Genomic DNA, 24,355 nt, shown 5'->3' with positions numbered 1-24,355 from the left:
CCCCTGCGTCCGGAACTGACGCAGGGCGGCGTCAGTATGGGCGCATGGAACACGTGCGCTTACGCAAATATCGGGGGCCGGAGGTTTGGGCTCGGGTGCGGACCGCCTATGAGCAGGGCGAGACCGGGCCCGCCGTGGCGCGGCGGTTCGACGTCGGCCTGTCGAACCTGAGGAAGAAGGCGCGGGCCGAGGGCTGGGACCGCCGCAGCCAGGCCGCCGCCCACGACGCCGCCCTGGCGCCCGATCCCGCACCCCCTGCGCCGGACCCGGTCCACCCCGCCGCGGCGCGCGACGACGCGATCCGTCGCGCCGCCGCCCTGTTGGCCGCGGGTCACGCGGTCGAGGCGTCCGCCCTGATCAAGGCGGCGGAGGCGCTGGGCCGTCTGGCGGGCGACGCGCCCCCGCCACCCGACCCGGCCCCGTCGGAACAGGAGGCCGTCGACCGCGCCGCCGCGCGCGAGGCCGCCACGCGCGAATGGTGGGAGGAGCTGCGCCACCTCATCCAGCAGGAGGCCGATCTGCTGGCGCGCAGGATGATCGCCGGCGAATGGCCCGGCGTGGCCCACAACCTGTTCGCCCAGCACTGGCGGGCGCAGGTGCTGGGCCCGGAGGTCGCGGCCGTCGACCTGGCCGAGGCGCGCAAATGGTCGTCCCACCCGCGCGGCTACGACGCCGAGGGCAGGCTGCGCCCGCCGGGCTCCGACGCCGACTGGAACTGGGACTATGCGCGGCCCGTGCTGATGCAGATGTGGAGGACGAGCTGAGAGGGGAAGTGAGGCCGATGAGGGCTCAGGCGGCGGCGTCCAGCCGCGCGGCCTCGGCGTCGATGCGGGCGCGCCAGTCGTCGGCCTCCTGCGGCGGGAGGACGGCCAGCATCTTGGGCACGTTGCGCTCCATGCGCGCGGTCCTCATGTCCGGGTCCCACGGCCATCGCTCGGCGGCCCGGAGCATCTCCAGGGTGCGGGTGAGGGTGTTCACCGCGATGGGGTAGGGGACGACGTACGCGGGCGGGGCGGCGGGGGCCCGAAGAGGTCGGGTTGGACCTCAGTCCTTGCCATCGCGGCCATCAGGTTCCTTGGCCACGCCCTTGAACGGTCCTTCCGAGCTCTTGCGCTCCATGAACTGGCCCGAGCGCTCGTCGCGCTTCTGCCAGTCGCCGTTGGGGTGCTGGAACTGGGTGCGGGCGGTGACCGCGCCGCGGCGGAAGTCGTTACCGGTGTTCTTGGCCATCGCCTTGCTCCGAATGAGAACGCAAAGGGAACATACTCCTGATTCGCAACCGGAGCGAGTCTGCGGGCCTCAACCGCCCTTGCGGCGCCGCTTCGTAGGCTGGGCGAAGAGGCCGGCGGTCATCTTTTCGTAGAGGCCGAACAGGTGTTCGGCGCGGTCGCGGTCCGACGCGAAGGGCTGGGGCCGGTAGAGGCTGTCGACCGCCTCGTCCAGCGCGCGGTGGGCCTTTCGCAGGTCCGGCGGCATCAGGTCGGGATCGTAGAGGTCGGCCAGCGTCGCGCCCTCATGCGCGGCGCGCGCGTCCAGGACGACCTGGGCCAGCCGTTCCACGGCGGCGCGCTTGGCGCCCTCGGCGCGGGGCCAGGGGAATGTATTGTAGGTGAATTTAGTCGAGTAACGGATGTCGCTCTTAAGCCGCCCCGCCGTGATGCGTGCCCAAGCGTTGTGCATGGCAGAGTGTAGAACGCCGAACTCAAGGAGGCTCGCGCCCGGTACGATCTGGAGGTCGTTCGCAGCGATGACGGTATGGTCCAAGAAACCGAGCGGAAGATAGTGCCTGCGCTCCGAGCTTGTGCGCGGCAGGGCGAGATAGCGGCCTGACTCTGGTTGACGACGCTCGGTGAAGAGGGCGGCCGTATCGGCTCGCTCCTGCGTAGCGACCTTCTTGCTGGCGAGCCGCATCTCCCTCACAGCCACGATGACCTCGCGCAGCACCTTGCTCTCGACGAGCGTTTTGTGCGGCACGTCGACCAGCCACAGACAGTAGCGCGTAGTGCCATGCAGCAGGTCCTCAGCCCCGATGAAGGGTCGGATCAGTCCGGCAAGATTCGGTTCCTGCCGAAGAATGGCTTCGTTCCGGGCCTCGTCGAAGACTAGGTTCCCGCCATCCGCTGCAACGTTGCCATTGTCCATCTGTGCCACGCCGGGCGAAATCGGACGGGCTCGGCCCACAACGATGTCGTGCCTTAGCTGCGGTCGTTCAGGCTCGAACAGATATGCCGTCAGCGCTTTGTGCCCGCTCTCCGTCGGGTCGCCGTTGATGTGGTCGTAGCTGAAGAGCCGCCTCGTCTCCGGCTCCTGTCCGCGGCGGGCCAAGCCGATGATGACGACGTGGACGTGGGCGGCGCCGCGCGCCTCGGACTCCCAGGCGAAGGTGCGGTGGGCGAAGGCGATCTCCAGCCGGCAGCGGCGGAACAGGATGGGCCACAGCTGAGCCACCTGTTCGCCCTGGGTGATGGAGTTGGTCGAGACGAAGGCGATGCGGGGGGCGGGGCTGTCCGCCGGCACGGCCGGCGGCCCCTCCACCGCTTCGCGGTCCCCGTCCCCATCGCTGCGCGACGGGGACGAGACGAGGTCGAGTTCGTCGCCCAGCAGGCTGCCGGTCTGGGCGGCGTTCCAGCGACGGGCCTCGTCGTCGCCCATGTCCGGCGGCGGGGCCAAATGGGCGCGGGCTGCCAGGGCCGCGTACTCCCCCGCCTTGATGAACCAGGCGGCGACGTAGTCGAGGGTGCCGCCGGACCCGCCGAGGCCCGCGATGCGGCGGACCTGGGCGCGCTGGGCATCGGACTGATACTTGGCCCCAATGAAGGGCGGGTTGCCGAGGACATAGCTGCAGGCCTCGGGTCGCAGCACGGTGGTCCAGTCGATCTCCAAGGCGTCACCGTGGACGATGTGGGGCGCGGTCTTCAGCGGGATGCGGGCGTAGGGTTCGCCGAACTCCACCGACAGGCGGTTGTTCTCGATGTGGTCGGTCATCCACAGCGCCACCTCGGCGATGCGGGCGGGGAACTCTTCAAGCTCGATGCCATAGAAGCGGTCGACGTTGAGTTTGGACAGGGCCCCGACGTCGAACCCGCGCGCCTCGCCCGCGCTGAGCTCCTCGGCTTTGAAGCGGGCGATCAGGATTTCGGTCTCCAGCCGCCGCAGCTCGCGATAGGTGACGACCAGAAAATTGCCGCAGCCGCAGGCCGGGTCGAGGAAGGTCAGGGTCGCCATGCGCGCCTGAAGCGCGTCGAGCGCGGCGCGACGGCGGGTGACGGGCAGTTTCTTCGCCCGCTCGAACTCGGCGCGCAGGTCGTCGAGGAAGAGAGGCTCGACCACCTTCAGGATGTTGGTTTCGGAGGTGTAATGGGCGCCCTTCTTGCGGCGCGCCTTGGTGTCCATGACCCCCTGGAACAGGGAGCCGAAGATGGCCGGACTGATCTTTTCCCAGGCGAAGCCGCAGGCCTCCAGCAGCGTCTCGCGCCCCTTGCCCGTGAAATCGGCGGTCGGCAGGCGCTTCTGGAACAGTTCGCCGTTGATGTACGGGAAGCCGTTCAGCTCCTCGTCCAGCGACCGGGGGCGCTGATCCTCGGGCGTGTCGAGCACCTCCCACAGGCGGTTCAGCCACAGGCCGAGGTCCGAGCCGTCCTCTCGCGTGCGGCCCTCGATCAGCAGCTGGAAGGCGCCCCGGTCGAAGATGCCTGTGTCGTCGGCGAACATGCAGAAGAGCAGGCGGACCAGATACCGTTCGAGGTCGGAACCTTCGTAGCCGCCCTCCAGCAGGCCGTCGTGGACCTTGGCCATCAATTCCGAGGCCAGGATGTTGGCCGGGTCCTGATCGCGGAAGGTGCGCTTTTCCACCCCCATGATGAAGCCGAAGGCTTCGACGTGTTTGGGCAGGTCGGCGAGATTGAAGCGGAGTGGCTCCGGGTCGTTCGACTCCAGATCGGTCAGGGCGAAGGTCTGGAAGTCGCAGACGAGGATGTGGCGGGGAATCTCGTCGCTCTTGAGACCGGGCAGATAGTCGACCGCCTGGTTCCACGCCTTGATCATGTCGGCCCCGGCCGACTTGTGCTCGGCCAATAGGATTCCGGGCCAGAACAGGTCGATGCGGCCGTTGCGGGCGTCGGCCAGCTTGACCCTGCGTTCGAAGGCGGCCCGACCCCTGCGCTTGTTGCCGAAGACCTCGAACAGTTCGTTGTAGAAGGTCTGGGCCTCGCCCTGCTCATAGGTGTCGTCGGCCCACCGCTCCGCGAACGCGGCGGCGCGCAATCGAACTTCCTGCCAGCTGAGACGCATGGGCCCTCCCCCTCCCACTTGGCCCCGTTCGCGCGGGGGTGGCAAGGGCCCCTGCCTCGACATCGCGGCGCGGCGCGATCATGGTGAACGCCGGTCTTTCCAGGAGCGGCGGCATGGTCGGGATCGGGCATCTGAAGCGGAGGGCCGGGCAGTATGCCGGGCTGTGGGTCGGGGCGTTTCTGCTGGCGCTGGTGATCATCCTGGCGCTGACGACGCAGGTCGATCTGATGGAGGCGGCGGACATGGTGCTGCCCGGTCTGCTGCTGGCGGCGGGACTGGGGCTGGGCGCCGGCGTGGTGATCAGCTTCTTCTCGAACGAGACGCCGCTGACCAAGATCCTGGTGCTGGTCGGGGCGCTGCTGCTGCTTCTGCCGCTGTTGTGGGCCCCGGTGGCGGCGGCGGTGGCGATCGCCTTCTTCGCCGACCGGCCGATCGAATATTCCCAGGCCTACGTCGCCTTCCGCCTGGGGGTGTCGGACGTGCTGTGGGCCGGGTCGCAGCTCGTGGGATACGGCGGCTTCCTGGACGCGCTGTGGAGCGCGTTCCAGTGGATCGCCAGCGTCGTCGGCTTCATCTCCGCCTGGGTGAACGCCTGGCCGGTGATCAAGCGCCTGCTGGGGCAGGAGCCGAGCCCTGCCTGACGGGCATTCCTTTTTGCCCTGCCGCTCGGCCCGCGGGGCCTCGCTGCTTGAGGGTGGGGGCTCACCCCCCGGCGATGCCTTCGAAGCCCGCGTAGATCATGCGCTTGCCGTCGAAGGCCGGCGCCATGTCGGCCATGCGCGGATCCCGCATCAGCGCCTCCCAGCCCGCGTCGCGGGTCGCCTTGTCGGGCCAGGTGATCCAGCCGACCGCGACCGTCTCGCCGTCCTGCAACGCCACGGCCTTCTTGAAGTCGGTCAGTTTGCCGTCGGGCACCTCGGCCCCCCAGGCGTCGGTCACGGCGGCGGCGCCGTGCTCCCGGAACAGGGCGGCCACGCGGGTGGAGTGGTCGACGTGCGCCGCCTTTCGGTCGGTCGGCACGGGCAGGACGGTGACGTCGTAGAACGGCATCTCAGGCGCCCCGTTCGAAGATCGCGGCGAAACCGCCCCACATCATGCGCTTGCCGTCGAAGGGCATGTCCATCTCCTGCCAGGCCGGATCGGTCTCCATGGTGGCGAAGCAGGCGTCTGCGGTGGCCTTGTCCGGCCACTTGATCCACGAAAAGACCACGGTCTCGTCCGCTTCCAGCTTCACCGCCAGATCGAAGCCCGTGACCTTGCCGGGGGGAATGTCGTCGCCCCAGGTCTCGACCTGTTGCAGGGCCCCGTACTTCTGGAAGACGGGCCAGGATTTCTGGGCCGAGGCGAGGTAGCGGTCCTTGTCCGCGGACTTCACGGGGGTCAGGAAGCCGGAATAGTAGGTCATCGGGGGTCTCCTCGTTTTGAAAGGAACTGGGACTGGATCGCGTCGACACGGGGGCGGGGCGGGCGCCCAAGCTGCCCCAGCCCCGATCCCCAGTCGCAGACTAGCCGGCGGCGTCGGCGGCGGCACGGATCGCCGCGACGTCGATCTTCCTCATCGACATCATGGCCTGAAAGCCGGCGCGGACGCGTGCGGGGTTCGGATCCTTGTGCAGATCCATCAGGGCGCGCGGCGTGATCTGCCAGCTGACGCCCCAGCGGTCCTGGCACCAGCCGCACATGCTCTCCTGGCCGCCGTTCCCGACGACGGCGTTCCACAGGCGGTCGGTCTCGGCCTGGTCCTCGGTGACGATCTGGAACGACACCGCCGGGGTCTGGGGAAAGTTCGGCCCGCCGTTCAGGCCCATGAACGACCGCCCGGCCAGGGTGAACTCGACCACCAGCTCCTCGCCCTCGGGGGCCGACGGGTTGTCGGCGGGGCTGGCCGCGACGTGATCGACGCGGCTGTCGGGCAGGCCCAGAGAGACGTAGAATTCCGCCGCACTCCTCGCCTGGCCGCGGTCGTACCAGATGCAGGGGGTGATCTTGTCGGCCATCTTGGGTCTCCTTTCCGTCGGGGGCGTGTGACCGCAAACATGCTCCGCGAAGGGTCTGTAGTCAACCGTCCGGTTAAATAAAGGTCGGCGACTTCGCCTGGGCGGGCTTGCGGGCGCCTCATGCCGGAGTCATCGTCGGGCCATGAGCCCCCGACCCGCATCCGGCGAGCGTTTCGCCACGTTCGAAGAATTCTATCCCTTCTACATCCACGAGCACTCGAACCGGACGTGCCGGCGGATCCATGTGGTGGGGTCGGGGCTGGTGCTGCTGGCGCTGGCGGCGGCGATCGTGACGCGCAATGCGTGGTGGCTGCTGGCCATGCCGGTGATCGGCTACGGCTTCGCCTGGGTCGGCCACTTCTTCTTCGAGAAGAACCGCCCGGCCACGTTCAAATACCCGCTGTGGAGCCTGATGGGAGACTGGCGGATGTTCTTCGAGACGGTCTCCGGCAAGCGGCGGTTCTAGTCTCCGACGCGCGTCAGTCGGGTGCGGTTGCGGAACCGCCAGGCGTCGTCGCCCGCCCCCACCGGCCGAACCTCCTTGGTCGAGGTCAGCTCGTCGCCGACCCGCCGTTGCGTGACCCTCATCTCCGCCGGCTGGTCGTCGTCCTCGCCGGTGCGGCTGTAGATCAGGGTCCAGTCGGTCGGGCCCGTCGCCTCGACCACCGCCAGGGTCTCGGTCGCCAGCTCCGGCGTGCCGCCGGCGCGATAGCTGGCCGAGGTGGACAGGGCAGCGGCCGGGTCGTCCAGGCTGACGGTGGTGATCCACACGGGCCGCCCCGGCCCGTCGTCGAACAGGCTCTGCTGCACCAGGGTTGCCCCGTCGCCCGGGGTGCGGATCGTGGCCCGCATCGGCAGTTCGACCAGACCGTCGGACTGATAATCGCGATATTCCAGAACGCCCGACCATTCTCCGGTCAGGCCGAGGCGAAGGTCGGTGGCGGTCGGCGCCGTCTGCGCGGCGGCGGCGCCGGCGCACAGCGACAGGGCGACCGCGAGGGTCGGCAGGATCGGTCTCATGTACGGCTCCTTCAGGCGGACAGGATCAGCCGCGTCGCGGCGGCCATCTGGGGGTCGCGGCCCAGACGAACGTCTTCGGCCGTGGTGGCGACGGCGAGGTCCGGCTCGATGCCGGCGTCGGGCTGGGGCGTGGCGGGGAAGGCGGCGATCAGGGGAAGGTCGATCACGATCCCCGACGCAGGCAGCTTCAGGAAGAAGAAGGCCCCGCCGTTGATGCCGCGCCGGTTGCCGCCGGTGGTCTGGCCGACCAGCGTGGCCAGCCCCGCGTCCTTGACCGTCTGGGCGAACTGGAAGGTGGCGGAGCTGTTGGACGCGTCGCACAGGACGCAGACCTTTCCCGCGAACCGGCGCCCCTCGGCCTTGATGACCGAGGTCGCGCCGCCGTCGTCCCACCGCGTCAGGCGCAGGAAGCCGGGACGTTCGGTCGAGACCTGAGCCTGATCTCCCCAGTCGTAGAAGGAGTCGTCCCAGGTGCTCAGATGCGGGCGCAGGGCGTCGGGCACGCGGCGATACCGCACCCAGCGCTGCTGGGCGTCCACGGCCAGATCGCGGTCCAGCAGCCGGCTCAGGATCACGTCGCCGCAGTCCAGCCCGCCCTCGTTGCCGCGCAGGTCTACGATCAGCCCGCGCGCCCCGTCGCCGGTCAGATCGTCCATCGCTCCGCCCAGCCAGGCCCGCCAGTCGAAGCTGGAATTGTACAGCGCCCATCCCGGCATGGTCAGGCGAGCGATCCCGTCGACGCCCTTGTCCAGCGTCCAGGGATTGGCGTCCCCCGCGTCGTCGGTCGCAGGACGCGCCGCCTGGCGCTCGGCCAGGGTCAGCAGCGGCGCCTCGATCCGCCGCCCGTCGGCCAATCCGAAGACCGCGCTATCCTTCAAGGGCAGGATCAACGGCAAGTGCAGGTCGAAGGTCTCGAACCGGTCGTCGCCGCGCATCTCCATCAGGCTGATCCGCTTGGCGTCGTTGGAGCCGTCGGCCCGGGCCAGCGGGATCAGGTCCAGCAGCACGGACTCCGTCGTCCGCCCGTCGATCGTCTCGATCACGTCGCCCAGTCGGAACAGACCGACGCCGGACTGATCGGCCGTGACCACCATGCGCCGCTCCAGCCAGCGGAAGGCGAAGGGGACCAGGCTGCGGTCCGGATACATCGCCGCCCGGATCGGCTCCCCGGCGTTGTACGGGCTGGGATAGGTGTGGCCGCAGCGGACGGCTGCGGTGACCCGGCTCAGCGCGCGCAGCCGGTCGCGGAACGTGCCGGGCGCGGCCCAGTCGGCACGCAGGCGGGCCAGCCGGGCGTCCAGATCCTCTCGCGTCTGATAGCGCAGCAGGCCGGGGTGCAGGGTCGACCAGGCGTCGTCGAGCACGTCGACGTCGCCGCTCCAGTCCGCGTCGCCTGCGAAAGCCAACGGGGGCAGGCCGGCGGCGAGCGCGGCGGCGCCGGAGAGGCTCAAGAAACGGCGGCGGGTTGATGCGATCATCGGGCGGGGCTCCGGCAGCGACGCCTCAGCCTGTCGCTTCGGCCCCGGCGTCGCGCCTCAAATCCGGTTGGGCATGCGAATAATCGGAATCTGAGACGCCGCGCCGCCACTCCGACGGGGGCATTCCGAACCGGGCGCGGAAGGCGCGGTTGAAGCTGGCCTTGGAGGCGAACCCCATCTCCAGCGCGAGATTCAGCAGATCGGCGTGCGGCCGATCCTTCAGCGCCTCGGCCACAGCCTCGGCCCTCAGGCCGTTGACGAAGACCGAGAAGTTCATCCCCAAACCCAGATTGATCGTCCGCGACAGCCGCCCGGTGTTCGTGCCCAGCCGTCGGGCCAGATCGGCCAGCGACAGGTCCGGCTCGCGCCACCATTCCGCCTCGCGCACCCGGCGCTCGACCTCGGCGCCGACGGCGGCCCAGTCCGGAGCCGCGCGCTCGAGCGGCTTGGGCTCCTCCGGTTCAAGGTCCGGCGGGAGGGCCTGAGGCAGGGCCGCGTGCCGCCACCCGCCGACGCCCAGCCAGAGACCGAGCAGGCCCAGCCCGAGGTAGAGCCCCGTCTGCTGAAAGAAGTCGATGCCGCCGCTCAGCCAGGACCAGGCCGAGAAGCCGAGATTCAGGATCAGGCCGAGCACCAGCGCGGCCCAGACCGCCTTCAGCCATCCCGCCGCGAAGCGGTCGTCGTCGCTGCGCGCCTGCGCCAGCCGGGCGCCCCGCCGCTTCAGCACCCCGCCGACCGCCCAGGCGTAGGCCGCCAGCGACGTCAGCGTGGCGACCTCAAGAACAGGATCGACCCAGTCCCGATGTCCGCCCGTGTACCAGCCCCACTTGGCGTCCAGCGGCAGCAGGAAGCACAGGCTGAAATAGGCGAACTGCAGCGCCGGCGGGATCAGGTGCAGCCTCAACCTCCGCGGCGGCCGCCCGTCGTCCAGCGTCGAGGCGTAGGCCCAGAGCAGGGGCCCGATCGCCAGCGAGACCGTGACCGGCATGAACGTAAGGCCGCGCCAGGCGTCGTAGAAGCCCGCGAACCCGATCGCATAGGGGATCAGCAGTCCGGCGACGACGATCAGCAGGGCCGCCAGCAGCCGGTTCGCCGCGCGCACGCCGTCGCTGAAGGCCAGGGCGACCGCGAGTGCGAGAAGCTGCAGGATGTTCGCGCCCAAGAGCGCGGTCCGCCACCCGAGATACAGTTCCGCCTCCCCCATGCGGGCAGGCTAGTCCGGCGCGCGGCCTGCGGGAAGCGTCAGTTCCAGGCGGGCGGGCAGCCGTCGAAGCGGCCGGCCTCGACCACCGTCAGGGTCGACATGTTCAGCGGCATGGCCGGACGCATCGAGCCGCGGCCGTGGCCGGTGTAGAGGTCGATCTTGTTGCCCTTGATCGCCCCGCCGGTGTCCGAGGCGTACCAGTAGCCGTCGTGGACGGTGCCGTCGGGCATCCGCATCCCGACCGTCTCCTTGATGAACAGGCGCGTGCGGCGCGGGACGACGCGGGGGTCGATGGCCACGGTCCGCATGGCGATCGGCCGGCATCCCAGGCTGTCGTTGCCCGTCGCTCCGCCGCCGCCCGCATGATAGAGCCGCGCCGACAGCCGCCAGTCCGCGTCGGCCGCCATGTGTTCCGCCTGTTCCGCGCTGAGCGCGGTCGCCGCCGTGGTCGCCGCCGCCGCTTCCGCCGCGATCAGCTGGTCGTAGGGGACCGGATCCGCGGGGGCGTCGGGGGAGAAGGTCATGGCCCAGACGAGGGCCAGCACGGCGGCTGCGGTGGACATCCGGCGACTCGCGGAAACGCCGGACCTGCCGCCGACGGAGCGCTTTTCCCGGCGAAATGGGGCGAAAACCGGGCAGGCTCGGCTGGAGGGGCAGGGGGCGGCGCGCTAGGCTTGAGACCATGCGCGATCACCCCAACCGACTTCTCGAAGGATATCCGGAGCTTTCCGACGCCGAGAGGATCGCGCGGGCCGAGGCGTTTCTGGCGCTGATGGCCAAACGTCGCACCGTGCGCGACTTCGCCCCCGACCCGGCGCCGCGCGCGGTGGTCGAGGCGGCCCTGATGGCCGCGGGGTCGGCCCCGTCGGGCGCCAATCACCAGCCCTGGACCTTCGCCGTCATCGAGGGCGCGGAGGCGCGGCGACGCATCCGCGAGGCGGCGGAGGCCGAGGAGCGCGCCTTCTACGCCGAAAAGGCCCCGCAGGAGTGGCTGGACGCCCTGGCGCCCCTGGGCACCGACCCGGACAAGGCCTTTCTGGAGGTCGCGCCCGTGTTGATCGCCGTCTTCGCCCAGAAGCGGGGCGGGCCGAGGCCGGGGGACTCCAAGAAGAACTATTACGTCGCCGAATCCGTGGGCATCGCCACGGGCTTCCTGATCGCGGCGCTGCACTCGGCCGGGTTGGCCACGCTGACGCACACGCCGGCCCCCATGGGGTTCCTGAACGAAATCTGCGGCCGGCCGGCGGACGAGAAGCCGTTCCTGCTGCTGGTCGCGGGCAAGCCGGCGGCCGGGGCCACCGTCCCCGTCGCCGCGCTGGACAAGAAGTCTCTGGACCGGATCGCCGTCTGGATCGATTAAGGCGTCCCCGTCGATCCGTGAGCCCGTCCCATGAAGCGTCTTCTGATTTCCGTCGCCGCCCTGGCCCTGGTCGCCCTGCCGGCCGCCGACGTCTCCGCCTGGGGCGCGACGGGGCACCGGATCGTCGGCATGACGGCCATGCGGGCCCTGCCCGTCGAGCTGCCGGCCTTCCTGCGCGATCCCGCCGCCGCCGCCGAGGTCGGCGAGCTGTCGCGCGAGCCCGACCGCTGGAAGGGCGCCGGCCAACCGCACGACCGCGAGCGGGACACCGCCCACTTCGTCGACATGATCGAGGACGGCCGGATCATGACCGAGGCGGGCGTGTCGATCGACGCCCTGCCGCGTCTCAAGTCCGAATACGACGCCGCCCTTTTGGCCGCGGGGATCAAGGTCGACGACGCGGGGTACCTGCCTTACGCCCTGATGGACGCGCATCAGCAGCTGGTGGTGGACCTGGCCCACTGGCGCGTGCTGCACGCGGCGGAGGCGCGCGAGACCGATCTGGCCAGGCGCGCCTGGTACCGCGAGGACCGCATCCGCCGCGAAGGCCTGATCCTGAAGACCATCGGCGAACTGAGCCACTACGTCGGCGACGGGGCCCAGCCGCATCACGTGACCATCCATTACAACGGCTGGTCCGCCGACGTGCCGAATCCGGAGGGCTTCACCACCTCGCGCCGCACGCACGGCATGTTCGAGGGCGACTTCGTGCGCGATCACGTCCGCCTGCAGGAGGTCGAGGCCGCCCTGCCGGATCCGCGGCTGGACGAGACCGAGCTGCCCCCCCGCGTGACCGGCTATCTGCGGACCACGCTGGAGCAGGTGGTGCCTTTCTACCGGCTGGAGAAGGCCGGCGGCTTCGCCTCGGGCGACCCGCGCGGCACGGCCTTCGCCACCGCGCGGCTGGCCGCCGGGGCGGGCGAGCTGCGCGACCTGATCGTCATCGCCTGGCGCCTGGCCGGTCAGGCCGAGGTCGGCTGGCCCAAGGTCAAGGTGGCCGAGGTCGAGGCCGGCACGGCGGACCCCTGGATCGCCATGGTGGGCCAGGACTGAGCCCGTCTTGACCCCGCCCTGCGTCATCCTCGACCGGCCCCAGCTGGCCGACAACATCGGCGCCGTGGCCCGCGTCATGGCCAATTTCGGCCTGACCGACCTGAGGCTGGTCAGCCCCCGGGACGGGTGGCCGCAGGACCGGGCCTGGGCCACGGCCTCGGGCGCCGACTGGGTGCTGGAGGGCGTCCGCACCTATGAGGACGTCGCCGCCGCCGTGGCGGACCTGCAGACCGTCTATGCCACCACGGCCCGCCCGCGCGAGACGCGCCAGCCGATCCTCACCCCCCGTCAGGCGGCGCAGGCCCTGCACGGCGCGGCCGGCGAGGGCCAGTCCGTCGGCCTGCTGTTCGGCGGCGAGCGGGCGGGGCTGGAGACCCAGGACGTGGTCCGCTGCACCGGCATCGTCACCATCCCGATCGACCCCCGCCATCACAGCCTCAACCTGGCCCAGGCCGTGGCCGTCACGGCGTACGAGTGGCGCACCACCGTGCTGGACGCCCCGCCGCCGCGCTTCCGCGAGGCCGACCCGCCGGCCGACGCCGCCCTGGTCGAGGGCTTCATCGGCCATCTGGAGGCCGAGCTGGAGGCCGGCGGCTTCTTCCACCCGCCGGACAAGAAGCCGTCGATGATGCGCAACCTGCGCGCCCTGTTCGCCCGCGCCCAACTGAGCGAGCAGGAGGTCGCCACCCTGCGCGGCGCCGTGCACGCCCTGGCCCGGGGGCGGGGCCGGGTGCTGGCCAAGCTGGCGGCGCAGCAGGCGCGGAGCGAGGGCCCAGGCGCATAGGCGCAGGCCGGCTCCGCCTCCCGACGAAGCCGGCCGCCGCGCCTTCAGCCGCAGCCGTAATAGATGAACTCGTTGTCGATCTGGATCAGATCGCCCCATTGCCAATAGTGGCCGTCGCAATAGCGGATGATCTGCCCCACCATCTGACCGTTCTCATAGAAGATGTGCTCGGACTCGATCGGTCCGTGGGCGCCGGCCGACACGGCGGGTGCGACGGCGGCCAGAACGGATGCGGCGAGAACGGCGGAAACCAGCGAACGCGTCTTCATGTCCAGTCCTCCAGAGGGGCGAAGCGCCCCCCGGCACGCTCCCCGCAAACACCGCCCGCGACAATCCAAAGTAGTGGGTAATCACGCCAAGGTGATCACAGGCTGTATCGAAACGGGACTACGGCACGTCCGGCGCCGCTCCCTCCGGCAGCCCCTGCGCCGTGCGCCAGTCGTCGCGGAACCGCCGCATCAGCGCCCTGTCGATCGTGGCCGGCGGCCTCAGTCGCCCCTCGGCGTCCCACACGTCGTCGATCCAGTCGTCGCCCCGCTCCCGCGCGCGCTCATGATCCTCCGCCGCCGTCTCCGACCCCAGCCGCTCGGCCCGCTGATGGAACAGAAAGCCAAGGTGCCAGGCGTTCACGTTCTCGATCGGCCGCCCCGCCAGGGTGTCGGCCAGATGCAGCGCCAGCTCCCGCACCTCGTCCAGCCGGTCCTCCCACGCGTCCAGCAGCTGCGCCGCGTGCCGGTCCCAGCCGATCGCCGGCTCCGGCGCCGGGTCGTCGGGCCGGTCCCGGCTCCAGTTCTCCTTCGCGCGGCGCCGCCACAGATTGTCCAGCCCCACGTCGAACCGTCGCGCGCACGACTGCGCCGTCTCGCCGCCCTCCCACGCCCGCCGCACCTGCCGCCAGGTGTCGCCGTCCCGCACCTTCTGCCCGCGGCCCCCCGGCGGCGCCCCAAAATCTGACGCGTCCCAGCCTGTGTCCCAGCTCATCCGGACGTCACCGGCGGCAGCGCCTCCAGCCGCGCCATCAGGGCGTCGATCCGCGCCCACGCGCGGCGCCCGCGCGGCGTGTCCGCCCGCATCCGCGCCGCCTCCCGCCCCATCTCCGCGATCCGGGTGATCATCCTCAGCCGCGCGTTCAGTCGGTCGTAAATGTCCGGCTTCATCTTCATCTCACCTCTCTTGTCCTCCCTCCCCGAGCGACGGGACGGGCACAGCCTGCGCCGCCGGGGAACCGACGTCGGCGAAAAGGCGGAAAAAAGGGGAGGGGCGTTGAAGGGAAACAGAAAACGGGGCGACGTCGTCGCAATAAGTGGGGCGCCGCTTTCCTATCTTTCGTTATCCTCCGGCGCTCCGCAGGAGCGACCGGGGGACCCAGCGGCGCCGAAGGCGACCTTTCGCACGCTCGACCTGCCCTGTTTCGCCGCCGTCGCGGCGCCGCTGGGTCCCCCGGTTCCGCGCTGCGCGCGGCCCGGAGGATGACGAAAGGATCAGGGCGTGACCCGGCGATAACTCCCGCGCCGCTCCGTGAACTCCAGCCAGCCCCGGTCGCGGAGCACCTGAAGCTGCTGCCTGATCTTGGGGCGGACGTTGTGGTTGTCGGGATAGAGGGCCGACAGCGCCGCCTCGTGGGCGTAGACCTCGTCGATGTCGAACTCGGGCTTGCCCACCGCCTCGACGGCCTTCATCACGGCCAGCAGCCACCGCGCGCGTTCAGCGTCACGTCGCGCAGGAACAGGGTGGAGCGCCAGCGGTCCAGCACCTCGCCCTTGGGCACGTGCGCGCCACGCGCGATCAGCGGGATGCGCCCCGACGCCGGCACCTGGCCGATCAGGATGTTGCATCCCTGCCAACCCGCGCGGCGGGCGGTGGCCGAGAGCGGCTTGCGCGCCTGTATGACGTCGATGGTGAAGAAGTGCCGGGGCACGACAATCAGGTCGGTGACGCCGGCGCGGTCCCGGTCATAGCTCATGGCGAACAGGCTGGGATTGTTGCGCGCCGCCAGCCGCGCGGTCATCGCGCCATAGGCGCCGTCGGGGATCGACCGGCCCAGCCCGCCGGCCTTGGCCTTCAGCTCGAACTCCTCGGCGCAGGCGTCGCAGATGAAGTCGCCGACGGGCGAGTTGTTCGGCAACTGGCGGAACCGCTCCGCGCCGCAGGCCGGACAGAACAGGTGCGCGGCGGCCCAGCCCTCGGACAGGGCGCGGACGTTCTGGGTCGGCCCGCGATAGACGGCCTGTTCCTCGGCGAAGCCGAGCGGGCTCCAGCTGTGATCGTCTTCGGCCATGCCGCAGCATGGCGAACCTTCGGTTATTCAGTCGTTAGGCCTGTGATGAGGGAGAGCCGGGAACGCTCCTTTCGGCCCGCAAGCCGCTCAACTTGAAGTTCCCATGCTCATATTGCTACGCTCAGGGAGTTGAAGGATAGGCAGGGATGGGCGCAAGTGAGCGAGCTTGAGAAGATATCCTCAGTCATCACCACGTTTCATGGTGGTGAGACGGACAACGGTCGGATTGAATTCTACGAGTACAGCCGAAGCAGCTACGCGCTCGCTCGCCTAATTGCGACCGTCGAATCCTTCAGGCGGAAGGGGAAAGTGCCCGGACGTATAACCGGAGCTTCGAATGTTGAGGTTTTTACGCAGCTTCCTGAGTATGGATCTTGGATATATATAAATAATCTTTGGAAGACCGCAAAAGAGAACGTGAAGCTCGGCATTGGGTTCGATGCCTTGTTCGCATGGACGACCGGGAAGTCCTTGGACAACATGGACTTGTTTAATTCGAATTCTGACGCCGTCCTCGACCAAGTGCCAGAGGTTGATTTAAGCGCGGCGGATACGGTCCTGACGCAGCGCAAACGGCGGACAAGCCGGAACATTCCCGCCCTACGGGATGAGCCTCAGCGCCGACGCTTAACAAAAGCGGCGCTAGCCAAGAGTCAGGAAACACAAAAAGCGGACAAGCTAAGTCGTATAAGCTTGGAGACTGACATTGCCGTCGCTCGCCAGGCGCGACGGAACCTCCAAGCCGGAGGTTTCGCCCAATTGGAAGATGCTCGGCGGTCGTTGGACGGCGTAGCCGAAATCGCCGCTTCTCCCGGCGTCCGCCTTTTTTCCGAAGAGACGACAATCATCAATGCGTTAGACAAGTTTTCGGCCAAGGAGCCTTCTTCGGCCGCTGCGGCCGCAGAGCAAGCTGCCCGGATTCAATATGCGGCCAACGACCTCGGGCCACGATTGACGCGACGACTGATTGGCGACCGCTTCCAAGCTGACGAGATCGGCGCGGATGATGAAGAACTGGACAAGCTCGCCTCTCGCGCTCGCCCGTTGGTGAAAGAGATAGTTCTCCCACTTCGCAGAACGCCAACCGACATGGATCTGGCTGTCGGTCGCCCCGGCCGGAAGATCGCACACATCGACGAAGTGCGCGGACGAATGATTTCAGACAGCGTTTTGAGCCGGGAGGTCTATGAGATACCCGTCTTCGTAATTGAGTACAATCGCGTCACTCACTCTGGCAAATGCAAGATACAGAGTATGGACTTGGACGTACCTTTCAGCCTGAACCGCCAACTGATTAGAAGGCTGTCAGTTAAGGCTATAGATAGTCTTAAGGAAGAGGAGAAGACATTTTTTGCTAGACCATACTTGGACGACGACGGTGCAATCAGAAGCTTGATCGTTGAGGACATTCAAGATTGACCATCGCTGAGAGTGAGCCCACCATTTCGCCTAGGTCAGCCTCCGAAAAGGAGGCGTCCGCTTGGTGGTTCCGTCAGCTCTGTACGACTCTCGTTATTGCAAATGCTGGCGGCGTGATTGCTGTGTCTGGGTTTGCCGCTAACACTGAAAACATCTCTGTTGCGGCGCTGATCGCGTATCCCGCCACGAGTCTATTCCTCGCAGGCGCTGTGGTCGCATCTTTTGGAATAATATTCCAATTTCTATACACCTCTTGGCGCTTGGAGGCCATTGCTGAGTTCGACAGAGAGCGAAATAGCTGGCGGCATACGCAGGGTATGACCTCTAAGATTAGCGTCGTGCCCACCCTAGCATTCTTTCTTCTGGCCGCGCTGACCTTTGGATCTATGGCGGTTAGCGCCGTCTATTTCTATAGGGGAGCCAAGCACGCGAGCTTATCTACAACGGCACTGGCGTGTGCCGCTATCGCCGATCAAAGAGCATGCTCAAGCGGCGTGCTCCTTTTTGGCCCGGTGGGATCCGATCTGAAGCAGCGCGCGCGGGCAGCGGTCGGATCTAAGGTTCCCGACGATATTCGTTCCGCTGGCGCTATCCATCCGGATGCGATCCCGAGACAAGGTCTGGACCATGAAACTAGGTTTGCCATGAGGCGGGCGGCCGAAAAGGCAAGTCAGCAGCCGGCGTGCAAGCGGGTAGAGTTGGTTGCAATGGAGAACAGGCCGACCGACGCCGTTTCGGTCATTTGCTCCAACGGCTCCGCGCTTACAAAGTACGTGTTTCGGCATAAAGACCTGCTTGGCGCAGTGTTGGTGCCGGCGCCCACCCCAGTACTTACCGCCCCTTCCTGAACGCCGCCGCCATTTCCGCCGCCGCTTCCTGACGCCACTTCTTCGGCGCGGCCTTGTCCACCTGTTCGCCCTCGGCGGTCATGACGTCGTTGGCGAACTCCAGGTCCATCAGCTTCATGCGCTTGATCTCGTCGCGGAGGCGGGCGGCTTCCTCGAACTCCAGGTTGGCGGCGGCGTCGCGCATGCGGCCTTCCAGGTCCTTGAGGGCGGCCTGGAAGTTGGAGCCGACGAAGGGTTTGGCCTCCTCGGCGACGCCGGGGCGGGTCAGGGCGTCGAGCGCGCGGCTCTCATAGGGGCTGGCCAGGATCTCCTTGATGTCGCGCTTGACGCTTTCGGGCGTGATGCCGTGTTCGGCGTTGTACGCCTCCTGCTTCTCGCGCCGGCGGTTGGTCTCGGCGATGGCGCGCTCCATCGAGCCGGTCATGCGGTCGGCGTAGAGGACGACGCGGCCGTCGACGTTGCGGGCGGCGCGGCCGATGGTCTGGATCAGCGACGTCTCCGAGCGCAGGAAGCCCTCCTTGTCCGCGTCCAGGATGGCGACCAGGCCGCATTCGGGGATGTCCAGCCCCTCGCGCAGCAGGTTGATGCCGATCAGGCAGTCGAACGCGCCCAGGCGCAGGTCGCGCAGGATCTCGATCCGCTCCAGCGTGTCGACGTCGGAGTGCATGTAGCGGACGCGCACCCCCTGTTCGTGCATGTACTCCGTCAGGTCCTCGGCCATGCGCTTGGTCAGGGTGGTGACCAGGCTGCGGTAGCCGGCGCGGGTGGTGGCCTTGACCTCGTCGATGACGTCGTCGACCTGGTTGCGGGTCTCGCCCGAGACGGGGCGGATCTCGACCGGGGGGTCGATCAGGCCGGTGGGGCGGATGACCTGTTCGACGAAGACGCCGCCGGTCTGCTGCATCTCCCACGGGCCGGGGGTGGCCGAGACGTGGATGGTCTGGGGCCGCATGGCGTTCCACTCGTCGAACTTCAGCGGGCGGTTGTCGATGCAGCTGGGCAGGCGGAAGCCGTATTCGGCCAGGGTCGACTTGCGGGCGTAGTCGCCGCGGTACATGCCGCCGATCTGGCCCACGGTGACGTGGCTCTCGTCGACGAACAGCAGGGCGTCGTCGGGGATGTATTCGAAGAAGGTGGGCGGCGGCTCGCCGGGCGCGCGGCCGGTCAGCCAGCGGGAATAGTTCTCGATTCCGGCGCAGGAGCCGGTGGCCTCCATCATCTCCAGATCGAAGCGGACGCGTTGTTCGAGGCGCTGCGCCTCAAGCAGCTTGCCGTTCTCGACCATCCAGTCGAGCGTCTCCTTCAGCTCGGCCTTGATGCCGGTGATGGCCTGGTTCAGCGACGGGCGCGGGGTGACGTAGTGGCTGGCGGCGTAGACGGTGATCTCCTCCAGATCGTTCGTCTTCTTGCCGGTCAGCGGGTCGAACTCCTGGATCGACTCCAGCTCGTCGCCGAACAGCTGGACGCGCCAGGCGCGGTCCTCCAGGTGGACGGGGAAGATCTCGATGACGTCGCCGCGCTTCCTGAACATTCCCCGCTCGAACGCCGCGTCGTTGCGCTTGTACTGCAGGGCGATCAGGTCGGCGCGCAGCTTGGCCTCGTCGATCCGGTCGCCGACCTTCAGCCCGAAGGTCATGGCGGTGTAGGTCTCGACCGAGCCGATGCCGTAGATGCAGCTGACCGACGCGACCACGATGACGTCGTCGCGCTCCAGGATCGCCCGCGTCGCCGAGTGGCGCATGCGGTCGATCTGCTCGTTTATCGAGCTGTCCTTCTCGATGTAGGTGTCGGTGCGCGGGACGTAGGCCTCGGGCTGGTAGTAGTCGTAGTAGCTGACGAAATACTCGACCGCGTTGTCCGGGAAGAAGCTCTTGAACTCGGAATAGAGCTGGGCCGCGAGCGTCTTGTTGTGGGCCAGGATCAGGGCGGGGCGCTGGGTCGCCTCGATGACCTTGGCCATGGTGAAGGTCTTGCCCGAGCCGGTGACGCCCAGCAGCACCTGGTCCCGCTCGCCGGCCTGGGCCTGCTCGACCAGTTCGGCGATGGCGGCGGGCTGGTCGCCCGAGGGCTGGAAGGGCGAGACCATGCGGAAGGGCTGGCGCCGCTTGGCCCCTGCGCGGTCGGGGCGGTGCGGGGTCCAGCCCTCGGGCGCGCCCGGCGCCTCGGACGGCGTCAGGCGCGGGCCGGTGACCGGGGCGAACATCGGCATTTTGGAGTCGCGCAGGAAGGCCGCCGGCGCCTCCTGCATCCCGGCGCCGGGGGTGTGCACGGGCTTGGCGGATTTCGTCTTGCCGGGCGCGGGCGTGCTGGAACGGTTCATGAACGCGAAGATAGGTCCGGCGAGGGCTGGGCGCCAGACGAACGCGCGGGGCGGGGAGGGGATGCTGACGGCAGGTGGCGGGAGGCGCCCGCCCCATCCCCGCCGCGAATCCCGCTACCCTCCGTGCTCATGCGCCGCGCCGCCCCCGCCCTGTCGATCCTCCTCCTCACCGCCTCCTGTTTCGGGGGGCTGAACCCGCCGCCGCCGGGGTGGGGGGAACGGCCGCTGGCGCCGGTGGTGGCGTCCTCCACGGGCGTGAGGGCGGAGAGTTTCGTGACGTCGGGCGTCGTCGATGGGCGGCTGGACGGGGGGACGCGGTCCCGGGTGGACGAGGCGGGGGGGCATCTGGGGCTGTGTCTGGCGGAGCTGGACGCGGCGGGCGTGCGGTTCTCCACCGTGCCGGACGTCGTGAACTCCGAGACCTGCGGGCTGACGGGGGCGGGGACGCTGGACGTCGACCGGGGCACGGTGGCGCGGCTGCGGCCCGCGGCGCCGACGATGACGTGCCAGACGGCGCTGGCCTTCTCCGTCTGGCGGCGGCAAGTCGTGGAGCCGGCGGCGCGCGAGATCTTCGGCCAGGACGTGGTCGAGATCGTGCACATGGGCACCTATTCCTGCCGCTCCGTCTCGAACCGGCCGGGCGCGCGGCCCAGCGCCCATTCCCGCGCGGCGGCGGTGGACTTCGCCGGAGTGGTGCTGCGCGACGGGCGGCGGATCATGGTCAAGGACGACTGGTATTCGGGCGACGACGAGGCCCGCTTCCTGAGGCGCATCCGCGACGAGGGGTGCCGCGTGTTCGGCACGGTGCTGAGCCCCGACTACGACGCGCCGCACCAGGACCATCTGCATCTTGAGCCGGGCGGGCGGGCCTTCTGCCGGTGAGACGGGTGGGGTCCGAAAGCCGCCGGACGTGTATGCGCCGGAGCGGCAGGATGATCGCGTGACCGTGAGCCTGACCATCTCCGTCCTGCCCAGCCCGATCGGGGCGCTGGCGGTCGCGTGTGACGTTGAGGGGAGGGTGCGCGGGGTCAGCTTCGACGGGGCGCGGCCCGATGGTCTGGCGAGGACCCTGCGGCGGGAATGGCCGGACGCAGCAATGGTCGAGGGGGCGGCGCCGGAGACTGTGCGGCGGGGACTGGCGGATTATTTCGACGGCGACCGGGCGGCGCTGGCTCGCGTGCCCTGGACTCTGGAGGGCGCGACCGGCGCGGACGGGTTTCAGGGGCGCGTCTGGCGGCTGCTGGCCGAGGTGCCGGCGGGGACGACGATCAGCTATGGGGAGACGGCCAAGCGGGCGGGCGAACCGGGGTCGGCGCAGGCGGCGGGCGTGGCGCTGAACCGCAACCCGATCCCGCTGATCCTGCCGTGCCACCGCGTCGTGGGGGCGGACGGATCCATGACCGGCTTCGGCGGCGGTCTGGAGCGAAAGACTTGGCTGCTGCGGCACGAGGGGGCGCTGCTGATCTAAGCTCTTTCGCAGGCGCGAAATGCTGCTTAGCGTGACGGAATGACCCCGCCCACCTCCTCGACCTCGTCGCGCAGCTTCTTCTCTTCCCTGAGCCTGTGGGTTCTGCTGGCGTTGGTCGGCGGATTGGCGGCGGGGGCGGCGGCCAGCGAGTGGGGGCTGCCCGGCGGGTCGGGCACGGCGGAGATGGTGTCGGCTGCGGGCGCCCTGTGGCTGAACGCCCTGAAGATGACGATCGTGCCGCTGGTGTTCAGCCTGCTGGTGACGGGCATCGCCTCGATCGCCGACGCGGCGCGGACGGGGCGACTGGCGGCCAAGGCGTTGATGTGGTTCGCCATCCTGATCGTGTTCGCGGTGCTGTACGCCTATGCCGCCAACTTCGGTCTGTTGGCGATCTGGCCGGTGGACGAGGCGGGCGCGGCGGCGGTGCGGGCCGGCGCGCCGGCGCCGCCCGAGGGCCTGGGGCCGGGCGCGCCGTTCAGCGAATTCTTCAAGACCCTGGCTCCCGCCAACCCGATCCGGGCCGCGGCCGAGGACGCCATCCTGGGCCTGGTGGTGTTCGCCGTCTTCTTCGGCTTCGCCGCGACGCGTCTGCCCGACCGGCTGAGGCTGCCGATGGTCGCCTTCTTCGAGGCGGTGGGCGAGACCATGATCGTGATCGTGCGCTGGGTGCTGACGGTCGCGCCGGTCGGGGTGTTCGCCCTGGCCATGGGCGTTGGGCTGACGGCCGGGATCGGCGCGGCGGGGGTGCTCCTGCAGTACGTCTCGGTGCTGTCGCTGGTGCAGATCGGACTGATCGCCCTGTGCTATCCGCTGGTGATGGTCTTCGGCCGGGTGAGCCTGGCGCGGTTCGCGCGGGCGGCGGCGCCGGCGCAGGTGGTGGCTTTCTCGACCCAGTCGTCGCTGGCCAGCCTGCCCGTCATGGTCGAGCGGGCGGTCGACGCGCTCGGCGTGTCGCGAGCGACGGCGGGCCTGGTGCTGCCTCTGGCGGTCGCGGTGTTCCGCATCACCAGCCCGGTGGCCAATCTGGGCGTGGTCATCTGGTGCGCGCACGTGTTCGGGGTGGAGGTGACGCCGGCGGCCATGGTGGCGGCGGGGCTGACGGCCATCCTGGTGTCGATCGGCTCGGTCGGCCTGCCCGGACAGGTCAGCTTCTTCGTCTCGATCGCGCCGATCTGCATCGCCATGGGCGTGCCGCTGGAGCTGCTGCCGATCCTGCTGGCGGTGGAGGTGATCCCTGACATTTTCCGCACCCTGGGCAACGTCACCGCCGACCTGGCGGTGACGCGAATCGTGCAGGGCGGGGACGCGGCGGAAGAGGCCGATCCGGCGATCTGAGGTCCGCTTGACAGGCGTGTCACCTATAGGTGATATGTAACCCGTGAGTTACACGGGAGGCTAGTCATGACCGAGAGCGAACCGAGCGCCTATCAGAAGCTGGGCATGCGGCTGTTCAAGCCGGCGGTGGTGCTGGCGCTGGTGGGGGCCATGACCGGGATCGTCGGCTGGCTGGCGAACCGGCGGGGCGACGTCGTCTTGGGTGACGGGATCATGACCGCCGCGGGCGTGGCCACCGGGGTCGGGGCCATGGCGGCGCTGTTCGCCTGGGCCGGCTACAGGGTCGGGCGCCGCATCGAGAGCGGGCCGCGCCGCGACCGGGAACAGCGGGCGCGGGTCGGCCAGCTGACCGCCATGCCCTTGGCCACCCTGATCCTGACGGCGGTGGCCATGATGGCGGCCGAACGGATGGTTCACGGCACGGCCGAGCGGCTGGACTGGCTGATGGCGGCGAACGCGGCGCTGTACGCCGTGCTGGTGACGCTGATGGTGATGAACTGGGACGGCGAGGCGCGGAAGCTGCGCAAATATCTGGAGGACGAGCTGGTCCAGTCGATCCGGGCGCGGGCGGTGACGGCGGCCTTTCTGGTGCTGATGTTCGGCGCCTGCGGGGTCTATCTGCTGGGGCTGTGGCGGGCCGACTGGGCGGTGATCGCCCTGCCGGCGGTGCTGTGGGCCGCGGCCTCGACCGCGTCGCTCAGGTTCGCCTGGCTGAGCCGGTCCTACGATGGGTGACGCCCGGCTGGGCTCGCACCTGAAGGAGGTCCGCACCGCCGCCGGCCTGACCCAGGCCGAGCTGGCGGAACGGGCGGGGGTGTCGAGGAAGACCATCAACACGGTCGAGAACGGGGTCTTCGTGCCGTCGACCACGCTGGCGCTCCTACTGGCGCGGACCTTGGGGGTGACGGTGGAGGACTTGTTCTGGCTGAACGACTAGAAATCCTCACCCGTAGGGGGAGGGGGACCGCGGCGGGCGCAGCCCGACGGGGTGGAGGGGGGGCGACGCCAGGCTGGGCCAACCGACTTTTCCCCACTCGTGGCAGACCCCCTCCACCCCCGTCGCTTGCGCTCCGGCGGTCCCCCTCCCCCTATGGGGGAGGATTGGGAGGCGGCGGTGGAGACTCCGAGGGTGACCCGGGATCGGGCGCGGCGCTTGCGGCGGGAGCTGACGCTGCCGGAGGTGGCGCTGTGGGCGGCGCTGCGCGGGAAGAGGCTGCGCGGACTGCGCTTTCGGCGACAGCATCCGATCGGGCCGTACATCCTCGACTTCTATTGCGACGAACTGCGGCTGGCGGTCGAAGTTGACGGTCAGATCCACGACCAGCCGGATGCTTTGCGACACGACGCGCGGCGGGACGAATGGTTGGCCGCCAAGGGGATCCGGGTCCACCGCGTCGGTGCGAGGGACGTGCTGACCGACCTTGGGCCGGTGCTGGAGGGCATCCTGGCGGCGGCGGGCCGAGCCCCGGACTGAGCATCTACTTGACTCCGCCCCACACTC

The 24,355-nt window shown here is 69.1% G+C and carries 30 protein-coding genes; 14 read left to right on the top strand and 16 right to left on the bottom strand.

Annotated elements, in window-relative coordinates; genetic code table 11:
- The first annotated feature begins 95 nt into the window (after window positions 1–95).
- Window positions 96–764, top strand: coding sequence for a hypothetical protein (locus VGN45_RS11460; protein ID WP_327462535.1), 669 nt, complete (start codon window positions 96–98; stop codon window positions 762–764).
- A gap of 25 nt (window positions 765–789) precedes the next feature.
- Here the strand turns inward: VGN45_RS11460 and VGN45_RS11455 are convergent, their stop codons facing one another.
- From VGN45_RS11455 to VGN45_RS11445, 3 genes are all read right to left on the bottom strand, one after another.
- The gene (locus tag VGN45_RS11455; RefSeq protein WP_327462533.1) at window positions 790–978 is read right to left on the bottom strand and encodes a hypothetical protein; all 189 of its coding nucleotides are present in this window, start codon (window positions 976–978) and stop codon (window positions 790–792) included.
- Between the two features lie 66 nt (window positions 979–1,044).
- On the bottom strand, window positions 1,045–1,230 hold the full coding sequence (locus tag VGN45_RS11450; protein ID WP_327462531.1) for a hypothetical protein: 186 nt from the start codon (window positions 1,228–1,230) through the stop codon (window positions 1,045–1,047).
- 69 nt (window positions 1,231–1,299) lie between these two features.
- Entirely contained in the window at window positions 1,300–4,290 is a 2,991-nt protein-coding gene (locus tag VGN45_RS11445; protein ID WP_327462529.1) for a DNA methyltransferase, read from the bottom strand.
- A 113-nt stretch (window positions 4,291–4,403) separates the two neighbouring features.
- On the opposite strand from VGN45_RS11445, the gene VGN45_RS11440 reads away from it, so the two are divergent.
- Entirely contained in the window at window positions 4,404–4,931 is a 528-nt protein-coding gene (locus tag VGN45_RS11440) for a hypothetical protein (protein ID WP_327462527.1), read from the top strand.
- 61 nt (window positions 4,932–4,992) lie between these two features.
- Here the strand turns inward: VGN45_RS11440 and VGN45_RS11435 are convergent, their stop codons facing one another.
- The 3 genes from VGN45_RS11435 to VGN45_RS11425 all read right to left on the bottom strand — a co-directional run bounded on the left by VGN45_RS11435 (window position 4,993) and on the right by VGN45_RS11425 (window position 6,287).
- Window positions 4,993–5,340: a DUF1428 domain-containing protein gene (locus VGN45_RS11435; RefSeq protein WP_327462525.1), complete on the bottom strand. Its 348-nt coding sequence runs from the start codon at window positions 5,338–5,340 to the stop codon at window positions 4,993–4,995.
- Between the two features lies 1 nt (window position 5,341).
- Complete coding sequence (locus tag VGN45_RS11430; RefSeq protein WP_327462523.1) at window positions 5,342–5,695, bottom strand: DUF1428 domain-containing protein; 354 nt, start codon at window positions 5,693–5,695, stop codon at window positions 5,342–5,344.
- A 100-nt stretch (window positions 5,696–5,795) separates the two neighbouring features.
- The gene (locus tag VGN45_RS11425; RefSeq protein ID WP_327462521.1) at window positions 5,796–6,287 is read right to left on the bottom strand and encodes a VOC family protein; all 492 of its coding nucleotides are present in this window, start codon (window positions 6,285–6,287) and stop codon (window positions 5,796–5,798) included.
- A gap of 142 nt (window positions 6,288–6,429) precedes the next feature.
- On the opposite strand from VGN45_RS11425, the gene VGN45_RS11420 reads away from it, so the two are divergent.
- Window positions 6,430–6,753, top strand: a complete 324-nt coding sequence (locus VGN45_RS11420) for an Mpo1-like protein (RefSeq protein WP_327462519.1) — start codon at window positions 6,430–6,432, stop codon at window positions 6,751–6,753.
- Here the strand turns inward: VGN45_RS11420 and VGN45_RS11415 are convergent.
- Genes VGN45_RS11415 through VGN45_RS11400 form a run of 4 tightly spaced genes read right to left on the bottom strand, consistent with a single transcriptional unit; the run spans window position 6,750 to window position 10,552 of the window.
- Complete coding sequence (locus VGN45_RS11415) at window positions 6,750–7,307, bottom strand: hypothetical protein (protein ID WP_327462517.1); 558 nt, start codon at window positions 7,305–7,307, stop codon at window positions 6,750–6,752. The genes VGN45_RS11420 and VGN45_RS11415 overlap by 4 nt on opposite strands.
- Before the next feature lie 11 nt (window positions 7,308–7,318).
- Entirely contained in the window at window positions 7,319–8,785 is a 1,467-nt protein-coding gene (locus tag VGN45_RS11410; protein WP_327462515.1) for a S41 family peptidase, read from the bottom strand.
- A 25-nt stretch (window positions 8,786–8,810) separates the two neighbouring features.
- Window positions 8,811–9,989 (bottom strand): helix-turn-helix domain-containing protein, encoded by a 1,179-nt coding sequence (locus VGN45_RS11405; protein WP_327462513.1) that lies wholly within the window; start codon window positions 9,987–9,989, stop codon window positions 8,811–8,813.
- 38 nt (window positions 9,990–10,027) lie between these two features.
- Complete coding sequence (locus VGN45_RS11400) at window positions 10,028–10,552, bottom strand: 3D domain-containing protein (RefSeq protein ID WP_327462511.1); 525 nt, start codon at window positions 10,550–10,552, stop codon at window positions 10,028–10,030.
- Between the two features lie 119 nt (window positions 10,553–10,671).
- Between VGN45_RS11400 and VGN45_RS11395 the strand changes: the two genes are divergently transcribed.
- Genes VGN45_RS11395 through VGN45_RS11385 form a run of 3 tightly spaced genes read left to right on the top strand, consistent with a single transcriptional unit; the run spans window position 10,672 to window position 13,186 of the window.
- Window positions 10,672–11,349 (top strand): nitroreductase family protein, encoded by a 678-nt coding sequence (locus VGN45_RS11395; RefSeq protein ID WP_327462509.1) that lies wholly within the window; start codon window positions 10,672–10,674, stop codon window positions 11,347–11,349.
- 30 nt (window positions 11,350–11,379) lie between these two features.
- The gene (locus VGN45_RS11390; protein WP_327462507.1) at window positions 11,380–12,402 is read left to right on the top strand and encodes a S1/P1 Nuclease; all 1,023 of its coding nucleotides are present in this window, start codon (window positions 11,380–11,382) and stop codon (window positions 12,400–12,402) included.
- A 7-nt stretch (window positions 12,403–12,409) separates the two neighbouring features.
- Window positions 12,410–13,186, top strand: coding sequence for an RNA methyltransferase (locus VGN45_RS11385; protein ID WP_327462505.1), 777 nt, complete (start codon window positions 12,410–12,412; stop codon window positions 13,184–13,186).
- A 44-nt stretch (window positions 13,187–13,230) separates the two neighbouring features.
- On the opposite strand, the gene VGN45_RS11380 is transcribed toward VGN45_RS11385, so the two are convergent.
- From VGN45_RS11380 to VGN45_RS11360, 5 genes are all read right to left on the bottom strand, one after another.
- Window positions 13,231–13,455: a hypothetical protein gene (locus tag VGN45_RS11380; protein ID WP_327462503.1), complete on the bottom strand. Its 225-nt coding sequence runs from the start codon at window positions 13,453–13,455 to the stop codon at window positions 13,231–13,233.
- A gap of 118 nt (window positions 13,456–13,573) precedes the next feature.
- Window positions 13,574–14,167, bottom strand: a complete 594-nt coding sequence (locus VGN45_RS11375; RefSeq protein WP_327462501.1) for a hypothetical protein — start codon at window positions 14,165–14,167, stop codon at window positions 13,574–13,576.
- Window positions 14,164–14,343: a hypothetical protein gene (locus tag VGN45_RS11370; RefSeq protein WP_327462499.1), complete on the bottom strand. Its 180-nt coding sequence runs from the start codon at window positions 14,341–14,343 to the stop codon at window positions 14,164–14,166. The genes VGN45_RS11375 and VGN45_RS11370 overlap by 4 nt, the downstream gene beginning before the upstream one ends.
- 324 nt (window positions 14,344–14,667) lie before the next feature.
- Entirely contained in the window at window positions 14,668–14,865 is a 198-nt protein-coding gene (locus tag VGN45_RS11365) for a hypothetical protein (protein ID WP_327462946.1), read from the bottom strand.
- Window positions 14,865–15,464, bottom strand: a complete 600-nt coding sequence (locus VGN45_RS11360) for a DpnI domain-containing protein (RefSeq protein ID WP_327462497.1) — start codon at window positions 15,462–15,464, stop codon at window positions 14,865–14,867. Before VGN45_RS11360 ends, VGN45_RS11365 begins: the two co-directional genes overlap by 1 nt.
- Window positions 15,465–15,620: 156 nt before the next feature.
- Here VGN45_RS11360 and VGN45_RS11355 point away from each other — a divergent pair, with 156 nt between their 5' ends.
- On the top strand, window positions 15,621–16,883 hold the full coding sequence (locus VGN45_RS11355) for a hypothetical protein (protein WP_327462495.1): 1,263 nt from the start codon (window positions 15,621–15,623) through the stop codon (window positions 16,881–16,883).
- Window positions 16,880–17,731, top strand: a complete 852-nt coding sequence (locus tag VGN45_RS11350) for a hypothetical protein (protein WP_327462492.1) — start codon at window positions 16,880–16,882, stop codon at window positions 17,729–17,731. The genes VGN45_RS11355 and VGN45_RS11350 overlap by 4 nt, the downstream gene beginning before the upstream one ends.
- On the opposite strand, the gene uvrB is transcribed toward VGN45_RS11350, so the two are convergent.
- Window positions 17,715–20,051: an excinuclease ABC subunit UvrB gene (gene uvrB / locus VGN45_RS11345; RefSeq protein ID WP_327462490.1), complete on the bottom strand. Its 2,337-nt coding sequence runs from the start codon at window positions 20,049–20,051 to the stop codon at window positions 17,715–17,717. The two genes, VGN45_RS11350 and uvrB, sit on opposite strands and share 17 nt — an antisense overlap.
- A 129-nt stretch (window positions 20,052–20,180) precedes the next feature.
- Here uvrB and VGN45_RS11340 point away from each other — a divergent pair, with 129 nt between their 5' ends.
- The 6 genes from VGN45_RS11340 (at window position 20,181) to VGN45_RS11315 (ending at window position 24,328) form a co-directional block, all read left to right on the top strand.
- Complete coding sequence (locus VGN45_RS11340) at window positions 20,181–20,933, top strand: extensin family protein (protein WP_327462488.1); 753 nt, start codon at window positions 20,181–20,183, stop codon at window positions 20,931–20,933.
- A gap of 58 nt (window positions 20,934–20,991) precedes the next feature.
- Window positions 20,992–21,519: a methylated-DNA--[protein]-cysteine S-methyltransferase gene (locus tag VGN45_RS11335; protein WP_327462486.1), complete on the top strand. Its 528-nt coding sequence runs from the start codon at window positions 20,992–20,994 to the stop codon at window positions 21,517–21,519.
- Window positions 21,520–21,558: 39 nt separating this feature from the next.
- On the top strand, window positions 21,559–22,854 hold the full coding sequence (locus VGN45_RS11330; protein ID WP_327462484.1) for a dicarboxylate/amino acid:cation symporter: 1,296 nt from the start codon (window positions 21,559–21,561) through the stop codon (window positions 22,852–22,854).
- Between the two features lie 66 nt (window positions 22,855–22,920).
- Complete coding sequence (locus VGN45_RS11325) at window positions 22,921–23,589, top strand: hypothetical protein (RefSeq protein WP_327462482.1); 669 nt, start codon at window positions 22,921–22,923, stop codon at window positions 23,587–23,589.
- Window positions 23,582–23,791, top strand: a complete 210-nt coding sequence (locus VGN45_RS11320) for a helix-turn-helix transcriptional regulator (RefSeq protein ID WP_327462480.1) — start codon at window positions 23,582–23,584, stop codon at window positions 23,789–23,791. Before VGN45_RS11325 ends, VGN45_RS11320 begins: the two co-directional genes overlap by 8 nt.
- Before the next feature lie 192 nt (window positions 23,792–23,983).
- A complete protein-coding gene (locus VGN45_RS11315; RefSeq protein WP_327462478.1) occupies window positions 23,984–24,328 on the top strand; it encodes an endonuclease domain-containing protein in 345 nt (114 codons plus the stop codon).
- Window positions 24,329–24,355 lie beyond the last annotated feature (27 nt).

This window comes from Brevundimonas sp. (assembly GCF_035999125.1).
Taxonomy (GTDB): domain Bacteria; phylum Pseudomonadota; class Alphaproteobacteria; order Caulobacterales; family Caulobacteraceae; genus Brevundimonas.
This window is presented reverse-complemented; position numbering and strand designations above follow the sequence as displayed.